Here is a 23519-nt window from a genome sequence, read left to right on the forward strand (position 1 = left end):
AACAAGCGCACCAGTACGGTGCGTTTGTCCTTTCTAAAACGCGATAATAATATCCTAACTTATTAAAAGCTATAAACATTTAGTTTTGGCACAAAGGTTGGATTACCCCCTGTGACAGGATCAGCTGCCCTGGGGGGGCAAATAATGAAAATGATAAGCGCAATAATTAAACCATTTAAGCTGGATGAAGTCCGCGAAGCCCTGGCAGAACTTGGCATTGAGGGCATGACCGTGGTTGATGTAAAAGGCTTTGGCCGTCAGCGTGGTCACACCGAGTTGTACCGTGGAGCCGAATATCAGGTCGACTTTATTCCTAAAATTAAGCTGGAGATTGCCACGCGCAGTGAAAATACCCAACGTGTTGTTGACGCTATCACTGAGATCGCCAGCACAGGCAAAATTGGTGATGGCAAAATCTTTGTTTATGACCTTGAACAGATAGTCCGGATCCGCACCGGTGAACTCGACGAAGAAGCGATTTAAGGGGCAAGACGATGGAAAACACGGTAATCGAATTACAATTCTCTCTGAACACATTTTACTTTCTGGTCTCCGGCATTCTGGTGATGTGGATGGCTGCGGGATTCGCCATGCTCGAAGCTGGGCTGGTTCGCTCCAAAAACACCACTGAAATTCTGACCAAAAATATTGCCCTGTATGCCATTGCCTGCACCATGTTTTTACTGGTCGGCTATAACATTATGTATGTGGATAATGTAGAGGGCGGAGTGGTGCCTAACTTCGGGGCGTTGATTGGTAGTGCTGCAGCGGATGCGGATCACGCACTGGAATCTGACTTTTTCTTTCAGGTCGTGTTTGTAGCCACGGCGATGTCGATTGTCTCCGGCGCGGTTGCAGAGCGCATGAAGCTCTGGGCATTTTTGCTGTTTACGGTCGTTCTGACAGGCCTCATCTATCCGATTGAGGGATACTGGACATGGGGCGCCGGGTTTTTGTCTGAGCTGGGTTTTGTAGACTTTGCGGGGTCTGCGATTGTGCACGGCGCCGGTGCAGCTGCCGCATTGGCGGGGGTATTGCTGCTGGGAGCTCGAAAAGGTAAATATGGTAAGAATGGAGAAATTTATCCAATTCCAGGTTCAAACCTGCCATTGGCAACACTGGGGACCTTTATTTTATGGATGGGCTGGTTTGGTTTTAATGGCGGCTCTCAGTTGTTTTTGGCTGATAAAAGTAACGCTATCGCCGTCAGTCAGATCATGGTCAATACCAATGCGGCGGCGGCTGCCGGTGCCATTGCCGCATTGGTGGTGTGCAAACTGATGTGGAAAAAAGCGGATCTGACTATGATCCTAAATGGTGCGCTGGCGGGCTTGGTCACCATTACGGCAGAGCCTGCGTCACCGACCCCCATATTGGCATGTATCCTCGGCATGTTGGGGGGATCTTTGGTGGTATTCAGCATCGTTGCATTGGATAAGCTACGCATTGATGACCCTGTTGGCGCTATCTCGGTGCATGGTGTATGTGGTGCGCTGGGTATTATGATGGTGCCATTCTCCAACAGTGACGCCAGCTTTGCGACCCAAGCCATTGGTCTGGTGACTATTCTGGGTTTTGTATTCATTGCGTCATATATCGTCTGGGGTATGATCAAAACGCTGATGGGGATCCGAGTCGGGGAAGAAGAAGAGCTCAGTGGCATGGACCAGCATGACTGTGGGATTGATGCTTATCCGGAATTTGTGACCATTCGCAATAAGTAGGGAAGAAATAACCAAAAAGTGCGGCTCATCGCGCTTTTTGGTTTAAGCGGAAGTTAATCTGAGATAATCTAGCATCCATTAACTCTCAGCAAGCATTCCATGGGCAATGGCAGACAATAAAAAAGCACCAGGCAAACCCCGCAAATCCCCGCGTAAAACTCCTGCCAAATCAGGCAAAAAAAAGACAGCTAAGTCTGCAATGACAGTAAAGCACCGTTTGAGTGCATTTCGTCGCCGGGCCCTGAGTACGCTGTGGTCGTTGTGCTGGAAGCTGAGTCTGGCCATGGCGTTTGCCGTTGCCGGTTATGTGGTTTATCTCGATGCCAAAGTCAGTCGCCAATTTGAAGGCAATAAATGGCAACTGCCAGTACAGGTATACGCCAGGGCGATGTCGTTTTATCCGGATCAGTATCTGGCAGAGCAGGAGGTGATTTGGGAGCTGGAGCGGCTGAATTATTCACGTGTTAATCGTATTAGACATACGGGACAGTTCGTGGTTCAGGGGCGCACCATCACCGTTTATCGCCGTACTTTTGAGTTCCATGACGGGGTTGAACAGGCCCGTATATTCACGCTGAACTTTGCCGGGAAAAAGCTTGCCAGCATAGTTAATGAGCAGGGCAGACGAATTCAGGCGGCAAGGCTGGAGCCTGTGCAAATTGCCCGGATAGGTAATGAAAGCCGTCAGGACAGAGAGTTTGTGCCACTGGCGAAAATACCGGATATTCTCAAAGATACCTTGCTGATTGTTGAAGACAGGGCGTTCTATGACCACCATGGGGTATCCGTTTGGTCAATCATGCGTGCCCTCTACCATAATATTCGTGCCGGACGCACTGTGCAGGGGGGCAGTACCCTGACCCAGCAACTGGCAAAGAACTTTTATCTGACCCGGGAGCGCTCTTTGCTGCGCAAAGTCAATGAGGCCTTTATCGCACTCATTTTGGATTTCCGTTACAGCAAAGATGAGATCCTGGAAGCTTATCTCAACGAAGTCTATCTGGGACAGGCTTATAATCAGGGTGTGCATGGAATGGGTCTGGCCGCCGAGTTCTATTTTGCAAAGCCGGTCGATGAACTTGAGTTTGATCAGATTGCCATGCTGGTTGCTATGGTGAAAGGCCCTTCGTATTACAACCCACGCCGTTATCCGGAGCGCACGATGGAGCGACGCGATCTGGTCCTCAGGTTGATGGCTGAGAATGGCCTGATCACCACGAATGAATACCGCCAGGCGCTGGAGCGGCCCATCAGTATACAGCCTTTAAAAGAAAGCCTGATGCAAACCTATCCGGGATACCTGGAACTGGTAAATCGTGAGTTACAACGCTTGTTACCTGATGAAAACGTGGTGAACGCCGGGATCCGGGTATTTACTTACTTCGACCTACAAAAACAGACGGCAATGGAAGATGCCATCAGTGAGGGGTTACCCTATCTTGAGCGACGTTTTTCGACGGCGCAACTGGAAGTGGGCATGGTTTCGGTGAACATTGAAAAAAGTGGTGTTTCTGCACTGGTCGCCGGGCGTCAGCTAAGATACTCCGGGTTTAACCGGGTACTGGATACCCGCCGTAATGTGGGATCTCTGGTAAAGCCAGCTATTTACCTGTCAGCGCTGGAACAACCCCAGTATAATTTGGGCACTTTGCTTGAAGACGCTCCGCTGCAAGTCACCAATGCAGCTGGCAAAACCTGGCAACCGGAAAACTTTGATCACAAATTCCGGGGAGCCGTGCCGCTGTATCGTGCATTCAGTGAAAGTATTAACATTCCAGCTGTGAACCTGGGTCTGGATGTGGGCGTTGATTCGGTTGCCCAGACTGTACAACAGCTGGGAATAGACAGTGATATTCCTCTTTACCCTTCTATGTTGCTGGGCGCTGTTGAATTGTCGAGCTTTGATGTCGCACAGATGTACACGACACTGGCCGCCAATGGTCACTATGCCCCACTCACGAGTATTTCAGCCATTACCAACACCACTGGAAAGCGTTTGTATCAGCATCGGGTTGCCCGGCAACCTCGCTTTTCTCAGGAAGCCATGTATATGACACGCTATGGACTCAAAAGAGTAACAAAAAGCGGTACTGCAAAGCGCCTTAATCAGCACTTTCCGTCTGTTCAGCTGGCCGGTAAAACGGGAACAAGCAATGAGTTAAGAGACAGCTGGTTTGCGGGGTTCGATCATAATACAGTGACGGTGACCTGGGTCGGCCGTGACGACAATAAACCTGCAAAACTGACTGGGGGCCGAGGGGCGCTGGAACTCTACATTCGCTATTTAAAACCCCTGAACCCGCAGGCAATAGCGGATCAGCGTCCTCAGGGAATACGCTGGGCGTTCATCAATGAGCAAACCGGAGAGCAAGCGGCACCACATTGTGGTCCAACTATCCAGTTACCCATACGTATTGAGGAATTTAACCCACGCCCCGGGTGTGGTTAAACCGAAGGCTGGTTTCAATCAGTTACTCGGTTTTGAACTTAGCGATCAGCTGTTTTAACGTGGCCGCCATATTACTGAGTTTCTGAGCATCACTCTTTGTGGCCTCAGCCGAACTCAGGGTGTGGTCAGCAAGGTGGCTTATTTCACTTGACTCTGCCAGTGCCTGTTGTGTTGCAACAGCCTGGCGTTTTACCTGATCGCTGATCACATGACCCTGCTGGTCAATATCGGCCATACTTTGTTCGGCGGCGCTGAGTACCTGGTTTGTCTCATTCGCTGCACTGACACCTTGCTCCATTTTTTCGACACTGCTGAGCATTTTCTTTTGCGTATCATTCGAGGCTTGTTGTAATGAATGAATGATAGAGTGGATTTCTTCAGTCTGTTGTTGAGTCCTCTGCGCCAGAGTACGTACTTCGTCTGCCACAACGGCGAATCCGCGGCCTTGCTCTCCTGCCCGTGCCGCTTCTATGGCAGCGTTAAGTGCGAGCAGGTTGGTTTGCTCCGCAATTTCACTGATCCCCAGACTAACCTTACTGATGTCCTGACTATCCTGGGCCAGTTTATCCAGCGCAATACGACTTTCTTCGAATTCTTGTTGCAATACCGTCATGTGCTCTGCCAGCCGGGTGGTATTTTCACTGCCCTGCTTGACCTGCTGCGCGGCAGTGGCAGCCAGCTCTGTGGCATGATGAGCTGAGTTTTCAACGGCATCCGCAGCATTGGCCATTTCACTGAGTGCCTGGTGAACTGTCTGGATTTTAGCTTGTTGCTGTGCCACGTCTTCTCTGGTGTCCTGGCTTATCTGACTGAGCTTATCCGTTGCGCCGTATAAGTCGGTTGATGTGGTTCTGACATTCCCCAACAAGTGGACAAAGGCATCCAGCACGGCATTATACTGGCGCAAGATTTCGCTAAGTTCATCTTTGCCCCGAGGGACCGCTCTGGCTGTTAAATTGCCCCCGGAAGCGTGTTGTGCTGACGCTGAAAACTCCGCAATGGTATCTACCACAGCAAAATAGAAACCGAGCATAAGATAAAGTGCTAACAGCAGGCTGAGCACAGAGGCCAGCGCCACCAGATTACGGATCCTGCGTTCGCTCGTCAGTTTGGTATCGAGTAGTGTTTTCAATGTCGGCGTTGCTTCGTTGATCAGACCACTGAGCTGGGTCAGCACATCACGGTGCGCGCTGTTAAATGCACTGTTGGTCAGCTCAATGTCATCGGGCTCAAGCAGTTTATCTTTGATGGCTCTATGGTAGTTATCAAGTGAACGATTCAGCGCTGAAATTTTGTCTTTAAGCCGTTTATTCACTTGTTTGTTATGCGTTGTTGCCACGCCCAGTTTGTCGTTCATCTGCGCTTTAACCAGTGGCAGGACTTTGTTTAGGTTAGACAGTGCGATAAAAGAATCCGGCGTAAAACGGCCTCGACCAATGATATCAGTAGCTTGCTGGGCAATATTGTTCACCTGGGCTATCACGTTTGGCAGGGATTCAACCAGAGAGCGGTTGAGGTAAGAGCGGCTGAGATCATTGTCTATGGCGAGCTTAGATGTGATTGACAGATGTTCCAGTTCATTACCTGGCTTTAGACCGGTGGCAAATGGACTGCGTGCCAGCACCTGGGCATTACGCTGGGCTTGCTGGTTGAGTAGGTTTTCCAAAATAGGAGGATAAAATTGTAACCCGGCACGCTGTTGCTGACTGACCTGAATAGACTGGGTCAGGGTTGAGTTCAGAAAAAACAAGCTCAGACTGAGTGGTACTAAGAGAATACCAAATACCAGGCTGATTTTAGTTTTGTATTTTAGCTGTGCCATAAAAGCGATGGCTGGGCTGGCGGCTGATCTGAGTCCTGTCATAATGTTATCTTTGCTTATAAGTCACTGTTAGGAGACCGAGAATAAGCAAAGAATAGTTCAAAGCATCGAAAGTTTTTACTGTCAGCCATAAAAAAAGCCCCAAAAGGGGCTTTTTAGATAAGTGAGCAATGCGGATTGATCAGGCGGCAAGCTTAGCGAAAGCGCGTTCTGCAGCTCTGATAGTTTCAGTAATATCTTCGTCGCTGTGCATAGTACTGACAAATCCGGCTTCGAACGCGGAAGGTGCCAGATAGACACCTTCTTCCAACATCAGGTGGAAAAAGCGCTTGAAACGCTCTAGGTCGCATTCAGTCGCCTGCTGGTAGGTATCAACACGTACAGCCTCTGTGAAGAAGAAGCCAAACATACCGCCGGCATAGTTGGTGGTTAGTGCAATACCCGCAGCATCTGCAGCACGCTGGAAACCGTCACAAAGTTGCTTGCTTTTAGTCTCAAGCGTATCGTGCAGCCCAGGCTCAGACAGCAGCTCAAGGGCTTTCAGACCAGCGGCCATGGCAATCGGGTTACCGGATAGTGTGCCGGCCTGATAGACTGGGCCTACAGGGGCAATATAGTCCATGATTTCACGCTTACCACCAAAGGCACCCACTGGCATACCTCCGCCGATCACTTTACCTAAACAAGTCAGATCCGGCTCGATATTGTAATAGGCCTGAGCACCGCCCAGTGCAACCCTAAAGCCCGTCATGACCTCATCGAAGATCAGGACAGATTGATGGGTATCACAGAGCTCGCGCAGACCTTCCAGAAAACCTTCGACCGGAGGAATACAGTTCATATTGCCCGCCACAGGTTCAACAATGATACAGGCTATTTGATCCGGGTATTGTGCAAAGATGGCTTTCACTTCATCGATATTGTTGAACGATACCGTGAGTGTATGTTTGGCAAAATCAGCGGGGATCCCCGGAGAGTTAGGTACGCCCATTGTCAGCGCGCCTGACCCTGCTTTAACCAGTAGAGAATCCGCATGGCCATGATAGCAACCTTCGAACTTCAAAATTTTATCTCTGCCGGTATAACCGCGAGCCAGACGGATGGCACTCATCGTCGCTTCTGTACCTGAGCTGACCATACGTACCTTGTCAATTGACGGAACAAGCGCTTTGACTTTTTCAGCCATTAGAATTTCGCTTTCTGTCGGAGCGCCATAGCTTAGGCCATTTTCAACGGCATCCAGCACCGCTTGTTTAATTTGAGGGTGGTTGTGGCCCAGGATCATAGGTCCCCAGGAGCCAACATAGTCGATATAACGTTTGCCATCGGCATCAAAGGTATGCGGGCCTTCAGCCTTATTGATAAACAGCGGCGTGCCACCCACGCCGTTAAACGCACGAACGGGTGAATTAACGCCACCCGGGATAGATTCCTGGGCACGAGAGAAGAGATCTTGACTGATTGTCATAATGTGTCCTTTGTTATGTGCATAAGGTATCTGGTGTTTTTACCAAATATCTCAAATCATGAAAACGAGTGTAACAACTTAGCTGTCGCGCTTGCGGCTGAACCAGGGCACATCCACTTCATACTGCTCAACCTTGTCGGCAACGCCCAGTGTCAATGCAAACAGCGCCATGCGGATCAACACACCGTTTTGAACCTGACGGAAGATAGCCAGGTTATCGTTATTGTTTAAATCATTATCCAGCTCGTTGGCATCCCCGCGGCTGTCGCGCGGCAGCGGGTGCATCAGTACCGACTCCGGCTTACAGTGCGCGTCATAAATCGCCTGACTGATGCGAAAGCCACCACGGTATTTATTGGCTTCTTCCTGTGACGGGAAACGCTCTTCCTGAATACGTGTCTGATAGACGATATCTGCAGCCAGATTACCTTCCATCTGAGACACCAGCTCAATTTGATGGCCAGCATTGCTGACCGCATCAAGAATGTAATCTGGCATCTGCAACCCGTCCGGGGCAACCATGGAAAAGCGCACGTTTTTGTAGTGACACAGTAATTTAGAAAGGGAGTGGACTGTTCGGCCATATTTAAGGTCGCCAACCAAAGCGATGTGCATGCCGTCAATGCCCCGCTCAAATCGCCCCAGTTCACGTTCAATCGTCAGCAGGTCCAGCAAGGCCTGAGTGGGGTGCTCGTTCGGACCATCACCACCATTGATCACTGGCACGTCAGAACCCGTGGCAAATTCTGCCACTGATCCCGCATCTGGGTGGCGCATCGCTACTGCATCTGCATAGGCCGAGATGACTCGGGCTGTGTCATACAGGGATTCGCCTTTGGCTAAAGCGGAACTTTGCATACCTGTGGTTTCGCGGACCGTACCACCTAGCAAATTAAAGGCGGTTCCGAAACTGACACGCGTTCGGGTACTGGGTTCAAAAAACAGGTTGGCTAATACAGCGCCTTCTAATACGTTGGTACGTTTGTGCTTCTTAGCGTAGGGTTCCATTTTCTTAGCAACACTGAAAATCAGCTCAATGGCATCTCTGTCGAGTTCGTTGACGGAGAGGATGTTTTCACCTTGGAAACTTAACATGCGGCGATTCCTAATCACAGATTGACAACAGGAGGCGGGGAGCACTCCTAACCGAGCTCGCAAAGCAGGGGCATAAAGCACACGCTGCGTTGGGTAACTGGAGCGACATAATAGCACAATTGTGGTTTTTTGGGCGTGGAAAATGACGGCTGACTCGCCGCCATACTGTGATATCAGAAAACCGGTTTCAAGATAGCGAGCATCACAATGATCAGCAGCAAAATAACCGGGAATTCGTTAAAAATACGATAGAAGCGATCGCTGCGCTGATTTCGATCGTGCTTAAAGTCTGCCAGGAGTTTGAAACAATAGGCATGATAGAGATACAGCATGATCACCGGTACCAATTTATAATGTAGCCAAAGGTTAGCGCGGAACCATTCGCGCCCGTAACTGGCGATCAGTAAAATGCCAAAGACTGCAGTGAGAATGGCAAACGGAGTGACAAAATAGAGCAGACGACGCTCCATGATTTTAAGCATTGCCGAGCAGGGCTTTTCGTCAGTCATAGCATGGTAAACAAATAGCCTGGGCAGATAGAAAATCCCGGCAAACCAGGCAACCATAAAAAAGATGTGCAGCGCTTTGTACACAAGTATTGTCGTCATAAAACCCCTTGGTTGTCTTTAGATGCAATTACAGCAAGCTGTTTCTCGTAGTGAGAATATGGCGGATCTGATCCCACCTTAGCAAGCCCATAATTTGTTCGTTATTCTTTTGATTATACACGTATACTGCGCCGGAGCGCTTGTCTTTAAGAATGTCGAATGCGTCGGCGAGTGTGGCTTGTGTACTCAGACCTTGAAGCTCAATATAGGTGATAGTCATGCTCTGCTCTGAAATCAAACTAAGGTCATATTCCGCGAGTCGATAACCATGCTCCGCGTCGTGCACTATCAGAGGCGTCTGACTGTCGACAGCTGACAAAGTTTCTCTTATCTGATCCTTATCATCTGAATAGAGGAGCTTGAAGCCTTCTTCCATTTCTTCCATGATCCCCACCTTTTGCAGGGCCTCCTTGGCGGGAGAAACCTGATAGGGCAACCCCTGGAAATCAAGCTGTTGCAAGAAGATTGAGCGGTTACCAAATACCTGCAGTGCGGTGACATAGGCACAGGAAATCACTATCATGGCTGGCACCACAATCTGTGGACTGGAAGTCAGTTCCATGACCGCAGTTAAGGCAGCCAAAGGCGCATGCAAAGTGGCCGCCAGCAGGCCTGCCATACCCAGTACGCCATAAGTACCAGCAACACTGACATCCGGTGAAATATACTGAGCGAAATACGCCATCAGGGTGCCAATTAACACGCCTAAACCAATCACCGGGCCGATGATACCACCTGGGATCCCAAGCCCAATGGCAAAAATAGTGGCAAGTAATTTAGCAATCAAAATTGTGGTGAGTAATTGAAGTTCGCCGGGGGTTTCGACTGCGATCTTAATGGCGCTCATTCCCGAACCCATGGCTTCTGGTACCAGAAAGCCGATCAGGCCGGCCAGTAACCCTGCAAGCATCAGACGGGGAAACATACTGATGGGCTTAAACGTTTTTATGATGAGCATCAGGTTTTGGTTAAATGCAAAGGCAATGGCCCCAAGCACAAAACCACACAAAACGAGAAATGGATAGTGCCAGAAAGAGAGTGTTGAAACGCTGATCAATGACAATTCCAGATCATGGCCAAACACATATTGTGTAGCCAGTGCCCCGGTGACCGCGGCAAGCATAATAGGCACAAAGATATGGATCTTATATTCCCTCAATACAACTTCCATAACGAAAATCACCGCAGCCAGGGGCGTATTAAATGATGCTGCGATGCCGGCTGCAACACCACATCCGGCGAGTGTACGGGCTGCGTTCATGGGGAGGTGCAGACGCTCAGCCAGAATGCTGGCACCGGTGGCACCCATGTGCACGGACGGGCCCTCACGGCCAACGGAAAAACCACTGATGAGTGCGACGGCACCACCAAAAAATTGGTTGACAGAATTCCAGATTGGCATTTGTCCGTAGTGCTGTTTGATGCGATAAATAACAAACGGGATACCCAGGCGGTAGTGCTTAAAACCCGTCAGACTGGCAAATAAGGCGATCAGCAGGGCAGCGCCAACAGGCAGTAAAACGCGCTGGTGCTCTGGTAATGTGGTGAAATCATCCGGACTATCTAAAAATACGCTTTGCACCAATAAGATGGTCAGACGAAATAAGATGATCAAGACTGCAGCAATCAAGCCGGCACCAATGCCCAGCAAGCACAGCTGAATGGACGTTTTTGGTTTCGCTAAGCGACGGCGTAAATTATCGAGCGACATACAATATTGGCCTGTAGAGAGTCTTGGTTGTGAGCAGCCTAGTGCCTTAGTGCTGCATTGAGTACCTTTAATGCATCTGATAAGTGTATCAAATATTCTAAGTCCTTGTAATTAAGTAAATCAGGCAACAGAGTACTTGAGTAGGAGTTTAGCGCTTAAACCGGCACATAGCGAAGGTGACTCTATACTTGATTAAAATAGTCAGGTATTAGATAATTCCGCTACTAAATGTACAGGGGTCGAATACACATGTCTGATCAGATACCGATTAAATTTTCCGACGCGGCGGCAAATCGCGTGAAAGAGCTTATCTCTGAGGAAGAAAACCCTAACCTCAAGCTGCGAGTGTATGTGACTGGTGGTGGATGTTCTGGGTTTCAGTATGGTTTTACTTTTGATGAAAAAACCAATCCGGGTGATTTAGAAATCGAGAAAAATGGGGTGTCTATGGTTGTGGACCCTATGAGTATTCAATACCTGGTTGATGGTGAAGTAGATTACACCGAGGGCCTTGAAGGCGCGCGTTTCTTTGTCAGTAACCCTAATGCAACGACGACTTGTGGTTGCGGCGCGAGCTTCAGCGTATAAAACGACACTGAATCGGCGTTTTTAAACACCCTGGCCATGCACTCGCATGGCTTTTTTGTTTCTCTATTAGACAAACAGCTACCATTCTTTGTCCCTGAGTTCTGGTACAGTATAAGGTACTGTGTTGATCGTCTGTGGGAAGTCAGAGCAGTCTTTCTAGCCTGGGTTGGTAAGATGCATCATAAGTACAAAGAATCCCAACACCAAAGTGGAAAAAGCGAGAATATAGATGAATCCGCGTTTGCCTTGTTTGAGCGGAACGCCGTTGACGCGCAAAAAGTAATACCAACCCACACACAGCAAAATGGGTAGCAAAAATATGAGCCGGATCATCAAAAATTCTCCTAAAATTTGTTATTTTGTTACAGACTAGCTCTAAACCACTATTTTTTAAAGAAAAAATAAATTATTTCGTATACTGGTACAAGTTATAAAATTTTTGTTAAAGTGTCACAGTAATCTTACCTCTCTATTTTAGGTAAGAAAGTTGAAAATTTAATTAGGTGTTAGAGAAAAGATCGTCTATACCTAATTTGGTACATAGGAACAAGCCAGCGTAAATCGGTATTTCATGATTTGTTTACCTGGCTTGCTATATAACAAGCCGCCAGTCGAGACGGGCAAATTTCGTATGGCGGTATTAATTAATCATCGAGTAGGAGATGTTTTATTATGATGGGGAAAACGGTTTCTTCTGAAGAAAACAGTAAGTTGACTAAGTGGCTGAAATCAAAACGTCACGAGAAAGGTCATACAATGCGCAGTCTGGCCCAGGTGTTAGGTACACCGCATTCTTTCATTGGCAAAATTGAAAATCAGGAGCGTCGTTTAGACGTGATTGAGTTTCTGCGTTACTGTGAAGCGCTGGAAGTCGACCCATATGAAGGTCTGGCTCTTATCAAAGAAGAGCAGATGTAAACGACTGGCATCGCCAGTATGTGTGCAGGTGCAAGGAGCTGCACCTCTATCCTCTTAAAATGGATCTGACACACCAGTCATTTATTCCGCCGTTACTTACCCTGACTATGATAGTTTCGCTCAATCTCGTAGAGCTTATGACGAATGGCATACAAGAAGATCAGAGACGGTACAACCATCAGAGCTGTCAGCGCGAAAAACACTGCCCAATTGCCACCTAACCAATCATCTATTACGACACCACTGTAACTGGATAGCACTGTTCTTCCCAGGCTACCCAGTGATGCCAGCAGGGCGTAATGGGTTGCGCTGAAAGCACGATCGCAGAGCATTGAAATGAATGCCACCATAGCCACCAGTGACCAGGCCTGAGTAAAGCCATCGATCACGATTGCGAGGGCATATAAATGCTCTTTTGGCCCTGCAATGGCTATCCAGGAGAACATCAGGTTGGATGCGGCCATCGCGACACCACTGATAAACAGCCCTTTAACGATGCCATATTTGTGGTTAAAAATACTGCCCAGAAACGCAAAAATAATTGTGATAAGGCCAGTTCCGAGCTTTGAATATTGAGCTATCTGGCTGTTACTAAAGCCAATTTCTTTGTAGAAAACGATAGACATACGGGCCAAAAAGGCTTCACCGATCTTGAATAAAAAGATAAATGCCAACAGTGCCAAAGCCGCTTTCACGCCATTGCGGTTGAAGAAACTGCGAAACGGCTCTACCAATGTGACGGCAAGCCACGCAAGAATGCGTTGCAGCCTGCTATGATCCAGTCCGGCCAGTTTCGACTGGTATTGTGCTTGTAGCTGTTGTTGGGTGTGCTCACGGTGAGAATGAGGTTCTCGCGCCATCAGCGTAATGAAAAACAATGTCAGCATGATCATGGCCAGTAATGCGTAGATGTCGGCCCAACTGATTCCAGGCAGATCCGCTGCAAAAAATGGAATAGCACCAAGCAGGGCGTACCCACTCCACCACCCTGACGTCGCCATGGCTGCCGCGGCGGTAGATTTTTCACTTTCCTCTGGGGGAAGGATGTCGATCCGATAAGCGTCTATTGCAATATCATGGGTAGCCGCACTCAGAGCAATAATGAAACACAATAATGCAGCCTGATAAAGATCCGCTTTGAGGTCGACCTGACTTAACGCCAGTGCTGACAGCGCAACAATCAATTGCCCGGCGGCTATCCAGCTGCGTCTTTGTCCCAGCCACTGGGTCAGTAAGGGCAAGCGAACCCGGTCCAACAGAGGGGACCATAAAAAGTTGATCGTGTAAGCACTGAAAACGATACCAAACAAGCCTATCATACTGCGGCTCAGGCCCTCATCTTTGAGCCAAGCAGACATCACTGAACCAATGAGCACCCAGGGAAAGCCCTGGCTAACCCCAAATGCAAATACGGTGAGCAAGCGCTTATCCCGATAGTAACTGGCATAGTCACGCAGGCTGGATGAAATGATCATAGTGTTTTCCAACATTGTATCGCCCGCCTGGTGGTGAGCGATACAGGGTAAGTGGTTATTCGAAGGTCTCTTCCGGCAGCATTTCAATGCTGTGGATGATCACGGGCACTTTGGGGATAAAGGTGTAACCCAGCTTTTTATTGTAGTCAGTTTCGACCTGCATAATTTTGTCCAGTGTGTCAAAGCCATCTGATACGCTGCCAAATACCGCAAAACCCCATCCGCGGCCTGGGTTAAGGTGGTCGTTGTCATCCATGTTAAAGAAAAACTGGCGCGTACCTGAGTGTGGTTTATTGTCCTGATAGGCCATTGCTATGGTGTACATATTGTTCTTCAGGCCATTGCCACTTTCGTTAAAAATAGCCGGACGCTCAAACATGCCATCATAGTCTTTATCATAGCCACCACCCTGGATAACAAAATCCCGCTCGTTCGCGTCATCCCGCTCAACGCGGTGAAAAACAGAACCTTTGTAATCTCCGTTGATCACATAGGTCAGAAAGTTATTAACCGTGATTGGAGCACGGGAGCGGTCGAGTTCGACGATCACTTTACCCAAAGAGGTGTTGATCTGAACTTTAGGAAAAAGGTTGTCTTTTTGGACGAAACGTCCTTCTTTATTGTTTGCAAATGAGAAACAGCTCACCAATGCCAACATGAACAGGATAAGGGTACGAAGCATAGCTAGACCTTTTTATTGTTGCAAAAAGTTGATTAATTCTTTGTCTGACAACATGCGTGTGATCACCTGCTCGGCGAGGCGGTTTAACTGTCCCTCAACTTGAGACTGGTCATGTTTCAGCGGTTTACTGAATTGCGCTTCGCCATTGAAGGATTTTGAAAAGGTTCGCTGTCCTTTGATTACTTCGACAACAAAATCAGCATTTGCCGTGCTTTCGTGACGACTGAGAGATTCATCAACCTTGGCGACAAAGGTACGAATACGCAGTGTCAGCTGAGTGTCACTGTGTTGTGCCAGCGTCACGCCGTTGGCTTCCAGAGCCTGAGAAAGCAGCTTGGTTAAAGTGACTGGCAAATCCGCATTTGGCAGATAAACAGCGGGCTCTTGTTCCAGCACTTTAATGGTAAATTTAGTGGTACGATTGTCGACAACCTTAATTGCCATTGTATTGGATAGCTGGCTTATATTACCGCCCTGATAACTGGGATTGAGGATCACAGATTTTGGGGCACTACTACATCCGGCCAGTAGTGTGATTGCTGCACCGAAGAGAGTGGCAGAAAATGCTAAACGCATGATTAGCTCCTTTTAATAGAACTGAGTACCGTAAACTTTTTATTGTTGCCTATCACCTTACAATTCCCGAACAGGCGCTGCAACTTATCAAGGTAATCAAGGTGACGATTGCCAATGATCCTCAGCTCGCCGCCATTTCTCAGGGTATGCTTGGCCTGCAAAAACATCTGCCAGGCGATGTGGTCGGTGATAGCCTGTGCCTGATGAAAGGGCGGGTTGCACAACACCAAATCTGCGGTATTGGGTGCAAAGTCACTGAGGCAGTCATTTTGAGTAAACTGACAATCTGCCAGCCTGTCTGGCAAATTAAAACTGACGTTCTCTTTGGCACTGGCCACCGCCATGGCAGACTCATCTACAAAAGTTACCTGGGCATTTGGCATACGTGCCAGAGTTTGCAGTCCGATCACGCCGTTACCACAGCCCAAATCTATCACCCGCAATGGCTTCTTACCCGCCGGCAGGTAATTCATAAAAAAGCGTGCGCCGATATCCAGTGAATCCCGGGAAAACACATTGGCATGGTTGTGAATTGTGAAGGGCGAGTTTTCCAGAGGCCAGCTGACCGGGAACTTGTCTGCCACGGGTTTGCCTGTAGTGGCACAGAAGATCAGGCGAGATTTCTTAACTGCCAGGCTGGTGGTCGGCTCTTGCAAAAAGTGGCTAAAACTTTTCAGTGTAGAAGTATGAATTTCTTTGGCTTTACCTGCTGCTACAACGGGTATCCCCGGAGCGAGGTGACTAAGTTGGGATAGCTGATGCTGCAGTAGTCCAGCATTTTTTGGCACCTTTATTAGAATCAGATCGCACTGCTTTGGCAAGTCAGCCAGACTATCCAGCTGGGTGAATTTAGCGTCGTCTTGTATCCAGTCCAGTTGATTTTCAGCCAGGTTATGGCATGTTGCCTGCCGGGCCACGAATGAGTCACTCACCTGTGTGATCTGCCACTGCGGGTGATCTTTCAGTTGTGCTGCAAGCGTACAGCTTAATGCCCCAAAGGCATCATTGAGGATCAGGATATCGCGTGCATCCGGATAGGCTGTGGTAATATGGTCCAGCAAGTATTCGTCTGCCGCATCCCAGGCTTGCAGGCTGCGGTTTTTTTGCTCAAGGGGAAAACGATGCAGGGTCAGAGCCGTGCCGGCCAGTACAGCGTCGGTGATCATGACGGGGCTAATCTCACTCATGGTTGGTGCAAACACTTTGCAAAGTGTTGGCAAAACTAACAGAACACGTAATATAGCATGTCGAGACTGAACAAAGAATGTTTGCCCGGGCAAACGCCGCAATTGCCGCCTGGCTTTGAGTTTTTACCCACCTGTATCGGGTTTGAGAAAAGCTTGTCGCTGTATGAACATTTGGCGACAACGCTGAGCTGGCAGCAGCCCAGTATCACACTTTTTGGCCGAACCTCGCCAATTCCCAGGCTCCAGTGTTTTATTGCCGACCCGTCGGTATCATACGGATATTCGGGCACTCAACTCAACAGCACCCCCTGGCCAGATGTACTCAGAGCAATGCGTTCCCGTCTGAAGCGTGAGTATGAGCAGGACTTTAACGCTCTGTTGGTTAATTGGTACCGAGACGGTCAAGACAGCATGGGCTGGCATAGCGATGATGAAGCTGAGCTGGGCCTCAACCCGACGATTTTTTCCTTATCGCTGGGCGCAACACGCGCTTTTAAAATTCGCCACAAACAGACTCGCGAGACAGTGACGCTACCCCTGTCAACTGGATCAGGGCTATTAATGACGGGCCGCAGCCAGCATGACTATCAGCATGCACTGCCCAAACAAGCGCGGGTAACTCAGGGCAGGATCAACCTGACGTTCAGAACAGTTGGTTAATGGCGTATAAATGCGTATAGTATGCGCTAAATTTTCTCCGTACTGGGAGTGAGTTATGTCAATGCAACAACAAATCTACAGCAAACTCGCTGATGCCATTGCGTGCAAACACCTCAATGTTCTCAATGAAAGCCATATGCACAGCCGAGGCAGCGAGTCACACTTTAAAGTGATTGTGGTCAGCGACAAGTTTGCCGGACAGCGCCTGTTACAGCGCCATCGTTTGATCAACGAGGTATTAAAGGAGGAGCTGGCAAATCACATTCATGCGCTGGCGATCCACACTTATACCCCGGAAGAATATGCCGAGCAGCATGGCGCAGTACCAGATTCACCGAGCTGCCTGGGTGGTTCAAAATTCGACAGCGAGTGATCAGACCTGTGTTTTCAGGATCTGCATTTAAACTAACGCGGTTTTCATAATACAGAATATGTAGGAATAGACATGGTCATCAAACCTAAGATCCGTGGTTTTATCTGTACTAATGCCCATCCAGTGGGCTGTGCCGAGCACGTAAAAGAACAAATTGCTTATGTTAAGGCTCAGGGCCCAATCAATAATGGCCCTAAAAATGTGTTGGTGATCGGCGCATCAACCGGCTATGGCCTGGCTTCTCGCATCACCGCTGCATTCGGTGCTGGCGCAAAAACTTTAGGTATCTTCTTCGAGAAAGAAGGTACAGAGAAAAAAACGGCCTCTGCTGGTTGGTATAACACTGCAGCATTTCAACAGGCTGCTGATGAAGCTGGCCTGTGGTCAAAGAACATCAACGGCGATGCTTTCTCAGATGAGCTAAAAGCCAAAGCAGTTGAAACCATCAAAGCCGAAATGGGCAAAGTAGACTTGATCATCTACAGTCTGGCATCTCCGCGCCGTACCGATCCCAAGTCAGGCGAGACCTTTTCATCGGTACTTAAGCCAATTGGTCAGACAATCACAACCAAAAACCTCAATACTTCAAAGCGGGTTATCGACGAGGTGACTGTGGAAGCTGCGAATGAGGAAGAGATCGCGAACACAGTGAAAGTGATGGGCGGTGAAGACTGGGAGCTTTGGCTGGAAGCACTGAAAGAGGCGAATGTACTGGCCGAGGGATTCAAAACATCGGCATACACCTATATTGGTAAAGAACTGACCTGGCCTATTTACGGTCATGCGACTATTGGTAAAGCCAAAGAAGATCTGGACCGTGCGGCTGACGCTATCAAAGCCTCAACAAAAGCGTTAAATGGTGAAGCTTACGTGGCGTCATTAAACGCCGTGGTCACTCAGGCGAGCTCGGCTATTCCGATTATGCCTTTGTACATCTCTACGCTGTTCCGGGTAACCAAAGAAGATGGTACTTATGAGGGGACTATCGAGCAGATCCAGGGGTTGTTTAGCGAAAACCTGTACGGTGAGACGCCACGTTTTGACGAAGGCGGTCACCTGTTCCAGAACTATAAAGAACTGGAAGACGGTGTACAGGCACGCATCAAGGTGATCTGGGATAAAGTAGACACCGACAGTATTGATGAGCTGACAGATTACGCTGGTTATCACAATGAATTTCTGAAGCTGTTTGGCTTCGGCATTGAGTCAGTTGACTATGATGCAGATGTCAATTCTGTGGTTGAGATTAACCATCTAATCTAGCCGACAAGCGGGCGAATTCGTGTAGTTTGCCCGTTTTAACTTGTGCTCACAGTAGAGAAAATGCCCTCCCAATTTGCCTTTCATTTTTCATCAATACCACTTTGGTCTATATTTAAATTCTTGCAGTGACGCCCAATGAACTAAATCCATTGTTAAGTCGTATTATTTTCATATTTCCACTCGCATAGTCAGTACGATTAATGTTAAAATTGCGGAAATATGTAAGGACTATATACCACGGTGCTCGTTTCCCGTTGCGGACAGGTTGGCCCGACTTTGTGTATGTTGTGCCAGCTCTTTGACTCCAATACAACTCAGAGAATAGTGCCGTGGTAAGTAAAGATTTATCAATTTCTTTCCGTTAATGTAATGCAAGTGCGTATGATCAACATAAAAAAAGGTCTGGACTTACCCATAGAGGGCGCACCACAGCAAGTTATTCATGATGGTTCTACTGTCAAACGAGTAGCTGTGTTGGGTGAAGAGTTTATTGGTATGCGTCCAACCATGCGAGTTCGTGTGGATGACCAAGTCAAGAAAGGCCAAGTTCTTTTTGAAGACAAAAAGAATCCTGGCGTCAAGTTTACTGCGCCAGCCTCTGGTGTAGTTAAAGAAATTAACCGTGGAGCCAAGCGTGTTCTTCAGTCCGTTGTGATTGAAGTACAGGGCGATGAGCAAATCACTTTTGAAAAGTTCCCGGCTGCTGAACTCGGCAACCTGGATCGTGAAAAGGTGAAAGAAGTGCTGATCGAATCGGGTCAATGGCCAGCGTTGCGTGCACGTCCTTTTAGTCGTGTAGCAGTACCTAGCGCGTCGCCAAGCTCGATCTTTGTTACCGCAATTGACACTAACCCTCTAGCTGCGGATCCTGCTGTTGTGATCGCTGAAAACGTGGAAGCGTTTGAGGCTGGTCTGGCTGTGGTTTCGCGTCTGACTGATGGCAAAGTGTTTGTTTGTAAGCAAGCTGGCAGCAAGGTGCCGAGCTCTTCGCTTTCTCAGGTAGAAGTACATGAGTTTGCGGGTGTTCACCCTGCTGGTCTGGTTGGTACACACATTCACAATCTTGATGCTGTTGGCGCTAACAAGCAAGTATGGCACCTGGGTTACCAGGATGTGATTGCTTTCGGTAAGCTATTCCTAAGCGGTGAAGTCTACTCAGATCGTGTTGTTGCTTTGGCCGGTCCGAGTGTGAAGAACCCGCGTCTTGTTAAGACTCAAGTTGGTGCGTCGTTAACCGATTTAGTTGCAGGTGAACTTGAAGATGGTGAAAACCGGGTCATTTCTGGCTCTGTGTTAGCTGGTAAAACAGCCACTGGTCCTCATGCTTACCTGGGTCGTTACCATGTACAGGTTTCTGTGTTGTCTGAAGGTCGCGAAAAAGAGCTGTTTGGCTGGATCGCACCAGGTAGTACTAAGTTCTCTGTAACCCGTACCTTCATTTCTCACTTTGCGCCAAGCCGTCTGTTCAAGATGACTACCTCTACCGGTGGCTCAAAGCGTGCGATGGTGCCAATTGGTAACTATGAGCGTGTAATGCCGCTTGATATCCTGCCAACTCTGTTGTTGCGTGACCTGATCTCTGGTGATCTAGACAGCGCGATTTCACTGGGTGCGCTAGAGCTGGATGAAGAAGATCTGGCGTTGTGTACTTTCGTTTGTCCAGGCAAATACGACTATGGATCAATTTTGCGTGATTGCCTGACTACAATCGAGAAGGAAGGTTAAAATGGCCTTAAAGAAATTTTTAGAAGACATTGAACCTCACTTTGAACCTGGCGGTAAACACGAGAAGTGGTATGCCCTGTACGAAGCAGTTGCAACTGTTTTCTACACGCCTGGTTATGTCAACAAAGGCGGCACTCACGTACGTGATAATATCGACCTGAAACGTATCATGATCTTAGTTTGGATGGCGACATTCCCAGCTATGTTCTTTGGTATGTTCAACATTGGCCATCAGGCAGCTATCGCGCTGGGCAATGGTTTTGAAATTGCAAACACTTGGCAGGCGGCGCTATTCCAGCTGTTTGGCGGTGAGCTTACGGCTGATTCTGGCTGGGGCGCGAAGATGTTCTACGGGGCCTGTTTCTTCCTGCCGATTTACGCGACAGTATTTATTGTTGGTGGTTTCTGGGAAGTATTATTTGCCTCAGTGCGTAAGCACGAAGTGAATGAAGGTTTCTTTGTAACATCAGTACTGTTTGCCCTGATCCTGCCTGCAACGATCCCGCTATGGCAAGTTGCGCTGGGTATCACCTTCGGTGTGGTAGTGGCAAAAGAAGTATTCGGTGGTACAGGCCGTAACTTCCTGAACCCGGCACTGGCTGGTCGTGCATTCCTGTTCTTCGCATACCCTGGTGACATCTCAGGTGACACAGTGTGGACAGCGGTAGACTCTTTCTCAGGTGCAACTTACCTGGGTCAGGCTGCAACAGGTGCGCTTGATTATGACAACATGGTACTGTGGTGGAATGCATTCTACGGCTTTATTCAAGGCTCAGTAGGTGAAACTTCTACACTGGCTATCATGATTGGCGGTTTGTTCCTGATTTATGTTCGTATCGCATCGTGGCGCATCGTCCTGGGTACTTTCCTGGGTATGGTCGTGATGTCTATGCTGCTGAACATGATCGGCTCAGACACTAACACAGTATTCGCTATGCCTTGGCACTGGCACTTAGTACTGGGTGGTTTTGCATTCGGTATGTTCTTCATGGCAACCGACCCGGTATCTGCGTCTTTCACAGACAAAGGTAAGTGGGCATATGGTGCATTGATTGGTGTAATGGTTGTGCTTATCCGTGTTGTTAACCCGGCATACCCAGAAGGTATGATGTTGGCAATTCTATTCGCAAACCTGTTCGCACCACTTTTCGACCACATGGTTGTGCAGTCAAATGTGAAGAGGAGATTAGCACGTGTCTAGTAACAATGAATCTATCGGCAAAACGCTAGGCGTTGTTGTTGGCCTATGTTTAGTGTGTGCGGTTGTCGTATCTTTTGCGGCAGTACAGCTTCGCCCACTGCAACAGGCAAACAAAATCGAAGACGTGCAGCGCAACATTTTGGCAGCTGCTGGCGTTGAGAACGTTGAAAACGTGTCAGAAACCTACAACCAAGTGATTGACGCACGCGTTGTAGACATGAACACCGGTGAGTTTGTAGACACAGATCCTAACTCATTTGATTTCACTATGACTAAGTTCGATGCGGCGCGCAGTGTTGCTTTGCCAAAAGCAAAAGACGTTGCGGGCGTTCAGCGTATGACGACTGAGTCTCCGGTTTACCTTGCAAAGAACAGCAACGGTAAATATGAGTCTGTGATCCTGCCAATTCAGGGTTACGGTCTTTGGGGTATCATGTACGGCTTCGTAGCATTGGATTTGGATGGTGAAACCATTCAGGCAATCAAATTCTACCAGCACACTGAAACTGCAGGTCTGGGTGGCGAAATCCAAAACCCAAGGTGGACTGCAACCTGGGAAGGCAAAAAGCTACCAATCGACGTAGTGAAAGGCACAGCAGGTAACGACGCGCATAAAGTAGATGGTCTGTCTGGTGCAACGTTAACGTCTAACGGTGTTGAAAATACATTTACGTTCTGGACAGGCGACGATGCGTTTGGTCCATTCCTTGCGAAAGTACGTGAAGGGGCATTGAACTAATGGCAAACTCAAAAGAAATGAAGCAAGTCCTGTTTGGACCTGTCTTCGCAAATAACCCAATTGCACTGCAAGTACTGGGTATCTGTTCTGCGCTGGCAGTAACTTCAAGCCTGAAAAACGCACTGATCATGTCAATTGCATTGACTGTGGTAACTGCGTTTTCAAGCTTGTTCATCTCTATGATCCGTAACCACATTCCGTCAAGTGTGCGGATCATCGTTCAGATGACCATCATCGCGTCTCTGGTTATCGTTGTTGACCAGGTACTTCAGGCATTTGTGTATGCCACGGCAAAAGAGCTGACGGTATTCGTTGGTCTGATAATTACCAACTGTATCGTAATGGGTCGTGCCGAAGCATACGCAATGAAGTCGCCACCTCTGATGTCATTCCTGGATGGTATCGGTAACGGTCTGGGCTACTCAGTTGTACTGATCGCAATTGGCTTCGTACGTGAACTGTTCGGTGCCGGTGCACTGTTCGGTGTTGAAATTCTGCCGCTAATCTCTAACGGTGGTTGGTACCAGCCTATGGGTCTGTTGGTTATGCCATTTAGCTCGTTCTTCTTAGTAGGTATCTTTATCTGGGTACTGCGTACCTGGAAGAAAGACCAAGTAGAAGCTAAGGCATAAGGGGAGAGAGATGGAACATTATCTGAGTTTATTTGTAAAAGCGGTTTTCGTTGAAAACTTAGCGCTATCTTTCTTCCTGGGGATGTGTACTTTCCTGGCGGTATCTAAGAAAGTCACTACCTCATTCGGTCTGGGTGTTGCGGTAATCTTCGTACTGGGCGTTGCTGTACCAGTAAACAACGTGGTTTATCACGCTATTTTGGCACCAGGCGCACTTGAGTGGTTAGGTTTCCCAGAAGCTGACTTAAGCTTCCTGAAGTTCCTGACATTTATCGGTGTAATCGCGGCACTTGTACAGATCCTTGAGATGACTCTGGACAAGTTCTTCCCGGCACTTTACAACGCTCTGGGTATCTTCCTGCCTCTGATCACAGTTAACTGTGCAATCTTTGGTGCGGTATCCTTCATGGTTGAGCGTAACCTGAACTTTGGTGAGTCAGTGATCTTTGGCTTAGGTTCTGGTGTGGGCTGGGCGCTTGCTATCGTATTGCTAGCAGGTCTTCGCGAGAAAATGAAGTATGCTGATATTCCTGATGGTCTGCGTGGTCTGGGTATTACCTTTATCACGGTAGGTCTGATGGGCTTTGGCTTCCTGTCATTCTCTGGTATTTCACTTTAAGGTA

General features: G+C 48.3%; 23 protein-coding genes. 13 read left to right on the forward strand and 10 right to left on the reverse strand.

The features are described from left to right. Nucleotides 1–144: 144 nt before the first annotated feature. From NH568_RS07370 to mrcB, 3 genes are all read left to right on the forward strand, one after another. Nucleotides 145–483, forward strand: a complete 339-nt coding sequence (locus NH568_RS07370; protein WP_138543947.1) for a P-II family nitrogen regulator — start codon at nt 145–147, stop codon at nt 481–483. An 11-nt stretch (nt 484–494) separates the two neighbouring features. Continuing rightward, nucleotides 495–1724 (forward strand): ammonium transporter, encoded by a 1230-nt coding sequence (locus NH568_RS07375; RefSeq protein WP_138550412.1) that lies wholly within the window; start codon nt 495–497, stop codon nt 1722–1724. Nucleotides 1725–1830: 106 nt separating this feature from the next. Beyond that, nucleotides 1831–4173, forward strand: a complete 2343-nt coding sequence (mrcB, locus tag NH568_RS07380) for a penicillin-binding protein 1B (RefSeq protein WP_253046096.1) — start codon at nt 1831–1833, stop codon at nt 4171–4173. A 22-nt stretch (nt 4174–4195) separates the two neighbouring features. Here mrcB and NH568_RS07385 read toward each other — a convergent pair whose 3' ends face one another. From NH568_RS07385 to NH568_RS07405, 5 genes are all read right to left on the reverse strand, one after another. After that, a complete protein-coding gene (locus NH568_RS07385) occupies nt 4196–6037 on the reverse strand; it encodes a methyl-accepting chemotaxis protein (protein ID WP_253046097.1) in 1842 nt (613 codons plus the stop codon). A gap of 139 nt (nt 6038–6176) precedes the next feature. Continuing rightward, nucleotides 6177–7463, reverse strand: coding sequence for a glutamate-1-semialdehyde 2,1-aminomutase (gene hemL / locus NH568_RS07390; protein ID WP_253046098.1), 1287 nt, complete (start codon nt 7461–7463; stop codon nt 6177–6179). A gap of 78 nt (nt 7464–7541) precedes the next feature. Beyond that, entirely contained in the window at nt 7542–8558 is a 1017-nt protein-coding gene (locus NH568_RS07395) for an aspartate carbamoyltransferase (protein ID WP_054014594.1), read from the reverse strand. Between the two features lie 173 nt (nt 8559–8731). Further along, a complete protein-coding gene (locus NH568_RS07400; RefSeq protein ID WP_138550408.1) occupies nt 8732–9166 on the reverse strand; it encodes a CopD family protein in 435 nt (144 codons plus the stop codon). Nucleotides 9167–9194: 28 nt separating this feature from the next. Next, nucleotides 9195–10877, reverse strand: coding sequence for a chloride channel protein (locus tag NH568_RS07405; RefSeq protein ID WP_253046099.1), 1683 nt, complete (start codon nt 10875–10877; stop codon nt 9195–9197). A 249-nt stretch (nt 10878–11126) separates the two neighbouring features. On the opposite strand from NH568_RS07405, the gene erpA reads away from it, so the two are divergent. Beyond that, on the forward strand, nt 11127–11465 hold the full coding sequence (erpA, locus tag NH568_RS07410; RefSeq protein WP_054014597.1) for an iron-sulfur cluster insertion protein ErpA: 339 nt from the start codon (nt 11127–11129) through the stop codon (nt 11463–11465). A 156-nt stretch (nt 11466–11621) separates the two neighbouring features. Here erpA and NH568_RS07415 read toward each other — a convergent pair whose 3' ends face one another. After that, nucleotides 11622–11798 (reverse strand): hypothetical protein, encoded by a 177-nt coding sequence (locus NH568_RS07415; protein WP_164881440.1) that lies wholly within the window; start codon nt 11796–11798, stop codon nt 11622–11624. 339 nt (nt 11799–12137) lie between these two features. Here NH568_RS07415 and NH568_RS07420 point away from each other — a divergent pair, with 339 nt between their 5' ends. Further along, the gene (locus NH568_RS07420; protein ID WP_010382949.1) at nt 12138–12383 is read left to right on the forward strand and encodes a helix-turn-helix transcriptional regulator; all 246 of its coding nucleotides are present in this window, start codon (nt 12138–12140) and stop codon (nt 12381–12383) included. A gap of 92 nt (nt 12384–12475) precedes the next feature. On the opposite strand, the gene NH568_RS07425 is transcribed toward NH568_RS07420, so the two are convergent. From NH568_RS07425 to NH568_RS07440, 4 genes are read right to left on the reverse strand one after another with little or no spacing between them, the layout of a single operon-like run. Continuing rightward, complete coding sequence (locus NH568_RS07425) at nt 12476–13858, reverse strand: MFS transporter (RefSeq protein ID WP_253046176.1); 1383 nt, start codon at nt 13856–13858, stop codon at nt 12476–12478. Nucleotides 13859–13913: 55 nt separating this feature from the next. Beyond that, nucleotides 13914–14516 (reverse strand): peptidylprolyl isomerase, encoded by a 603-nt coding sequence (locus NH568_RS07430; protein ID WP_054014657.1) that lies wholly within the window; start codon nt 14514–14516, stop codon nt 13914–13916. Nucleotides 14517–14552: 36 nt separating this feature from the next. Continuing rightward, the gene (locus NH568_RS07435) at nt 14553–15116 is read right to left on the reverse strand and encodes a YajG family lipoprotein (protein WP_253046100.1); all 564 of its coding nucleotides are present in this window, start codon (nt 15114–15116) and stop codon (nt 14553–14555) included. A 2-nt stretch (nt 15117–15118) separates the two neighbouring features. After that, complete coding sequence (locus NH568_RS07440; RefSeq protein ID WP_253046177.1) at nt 15119–16282, reverse strand: methyltransferase; 1164 nt, start codon at nt 16280–16282, stop codon at nt 15119–15121. A 78-nt stretch (nt 16283–16360) separates the two neighbouring features. Between NH568_RS07440 and NH568_RS07445 the strand changes: the two genes are divergently transcribed. The 8 genes from NH568_RS07445 to nqrE all read left to right on the forward strand — a co-directional run bounded on the left by NH568_RS07445 (nt 16361) and on the right by nqrE (nt 23515). Further along, entirely contained in the window at nt 16361–16963 is a 603-nt protein-coding gene (locus tag NH568_RS07445) for an alpha-ketoglutarate-dependent dioxygenase AlkB (protein WP_253046101.1), read from the forward strand. A gap of 55 nt (nt 16964–17018) precedes the next feature. Further along, nucleotides 17019–17336 (forward strand): BolA/IbaG family iron-sulfur metabolism protein, encoded by a 318-nt coding sequence (locus NH568_RS07450; RefSeq protein ID WP_253046102.1) that lies wholly within the window; start codon nt 17019–17021, stop codon nt 17334–17336. Nucleotides 17337–17408: 72 nt separating this feature from the next. Continuing rightward, on the forward strand, nt 17409–18599 hold the full coding sequence (gene fabV, locus NH568_RS07455; protein WP_253046103.1) for an enoyl-ACP reductase FabV: 1191 nt from the start codon (nt 17409–17411) through the stop codon (nt 18597–18599). 381 nt (nt 18600–18980) lie between these two features. Next, nucleotides 18981–20324, forward strand: coding sequence for a Na(+)-translocating NADH-quinone reductase subunit A (locus tag NH568_RS07460; RefSeq protein ID WP_253046104.1), 1344 nt, complete (start codon nt 18981–18983; stop codon nt 20322–20324). A 1-nt stretch (nt 20325) separates the two neighbouring features. Beyond that, complete coding sequence (locus NH568_RS07465) at nt 20326–21525, forward strand: NADH:ubiquinone reductase (Na(+)-transporting) subunit B (protein WP_046002970.1); 1200 nt, start codon at nt 20326–20328, stop codon at nt 21523–21525. Next, nucleotides 21518–22264 carry a Na(+)-translocating NADH-quinone reductase subunit C gene (locus NH568_RS07470; RefSeq protein ID WP_253046105.1) on the forward strand — a complete coding sequence of 249 codons (747 nt, stop codon included), beginning with the start codon at nt 21518–21520 and terminating at the stop codon, nt 22262–22264. Before NH568_RS07465 ends, NH568_RS07470 begins: the two co-directional genes overlap by 8 nt. Beyond that, entirely contained in the window at nt 22264–22896 is a 633-nt protein-coding gene (locus NH568_RS07475) for an NADH:ubiquinone reductase (Na(+)-transporting) subunit D (protein ID WP_010382928.1), read from the forward strand. The genes NH568_RS07470 and NH568_RS07475 overlap by 1 nt, the downstream gene beginning before the upstream one ends. 10 nt (nt 22897–22906) lie before the next feature. Further along, nucleotides 22907–23515 (forward strand): NADH:ubiquinone reductase (Na(+)-transporting) subunit E, encoded by a 609-nt coding sequence (nqrE, locus tag NH568_RS07480; protein WP_010382927.1) that lies wholly within the window; start codon nt 22907–22909, stop codon nt 23513–23515. Nucleotides 23516–23519 lie beyond the last annotated feature (4 nt).

It is taken from the genome of Pseudoalteromonas sp. XMcav2-N, assembly GCF_024124545.1.
Lineage (GTDB): Bacteria > Pseudomonadota > Gammaproteobacteria > Enterobacterales > Alteromonadaceae > Pseudoalteromonas.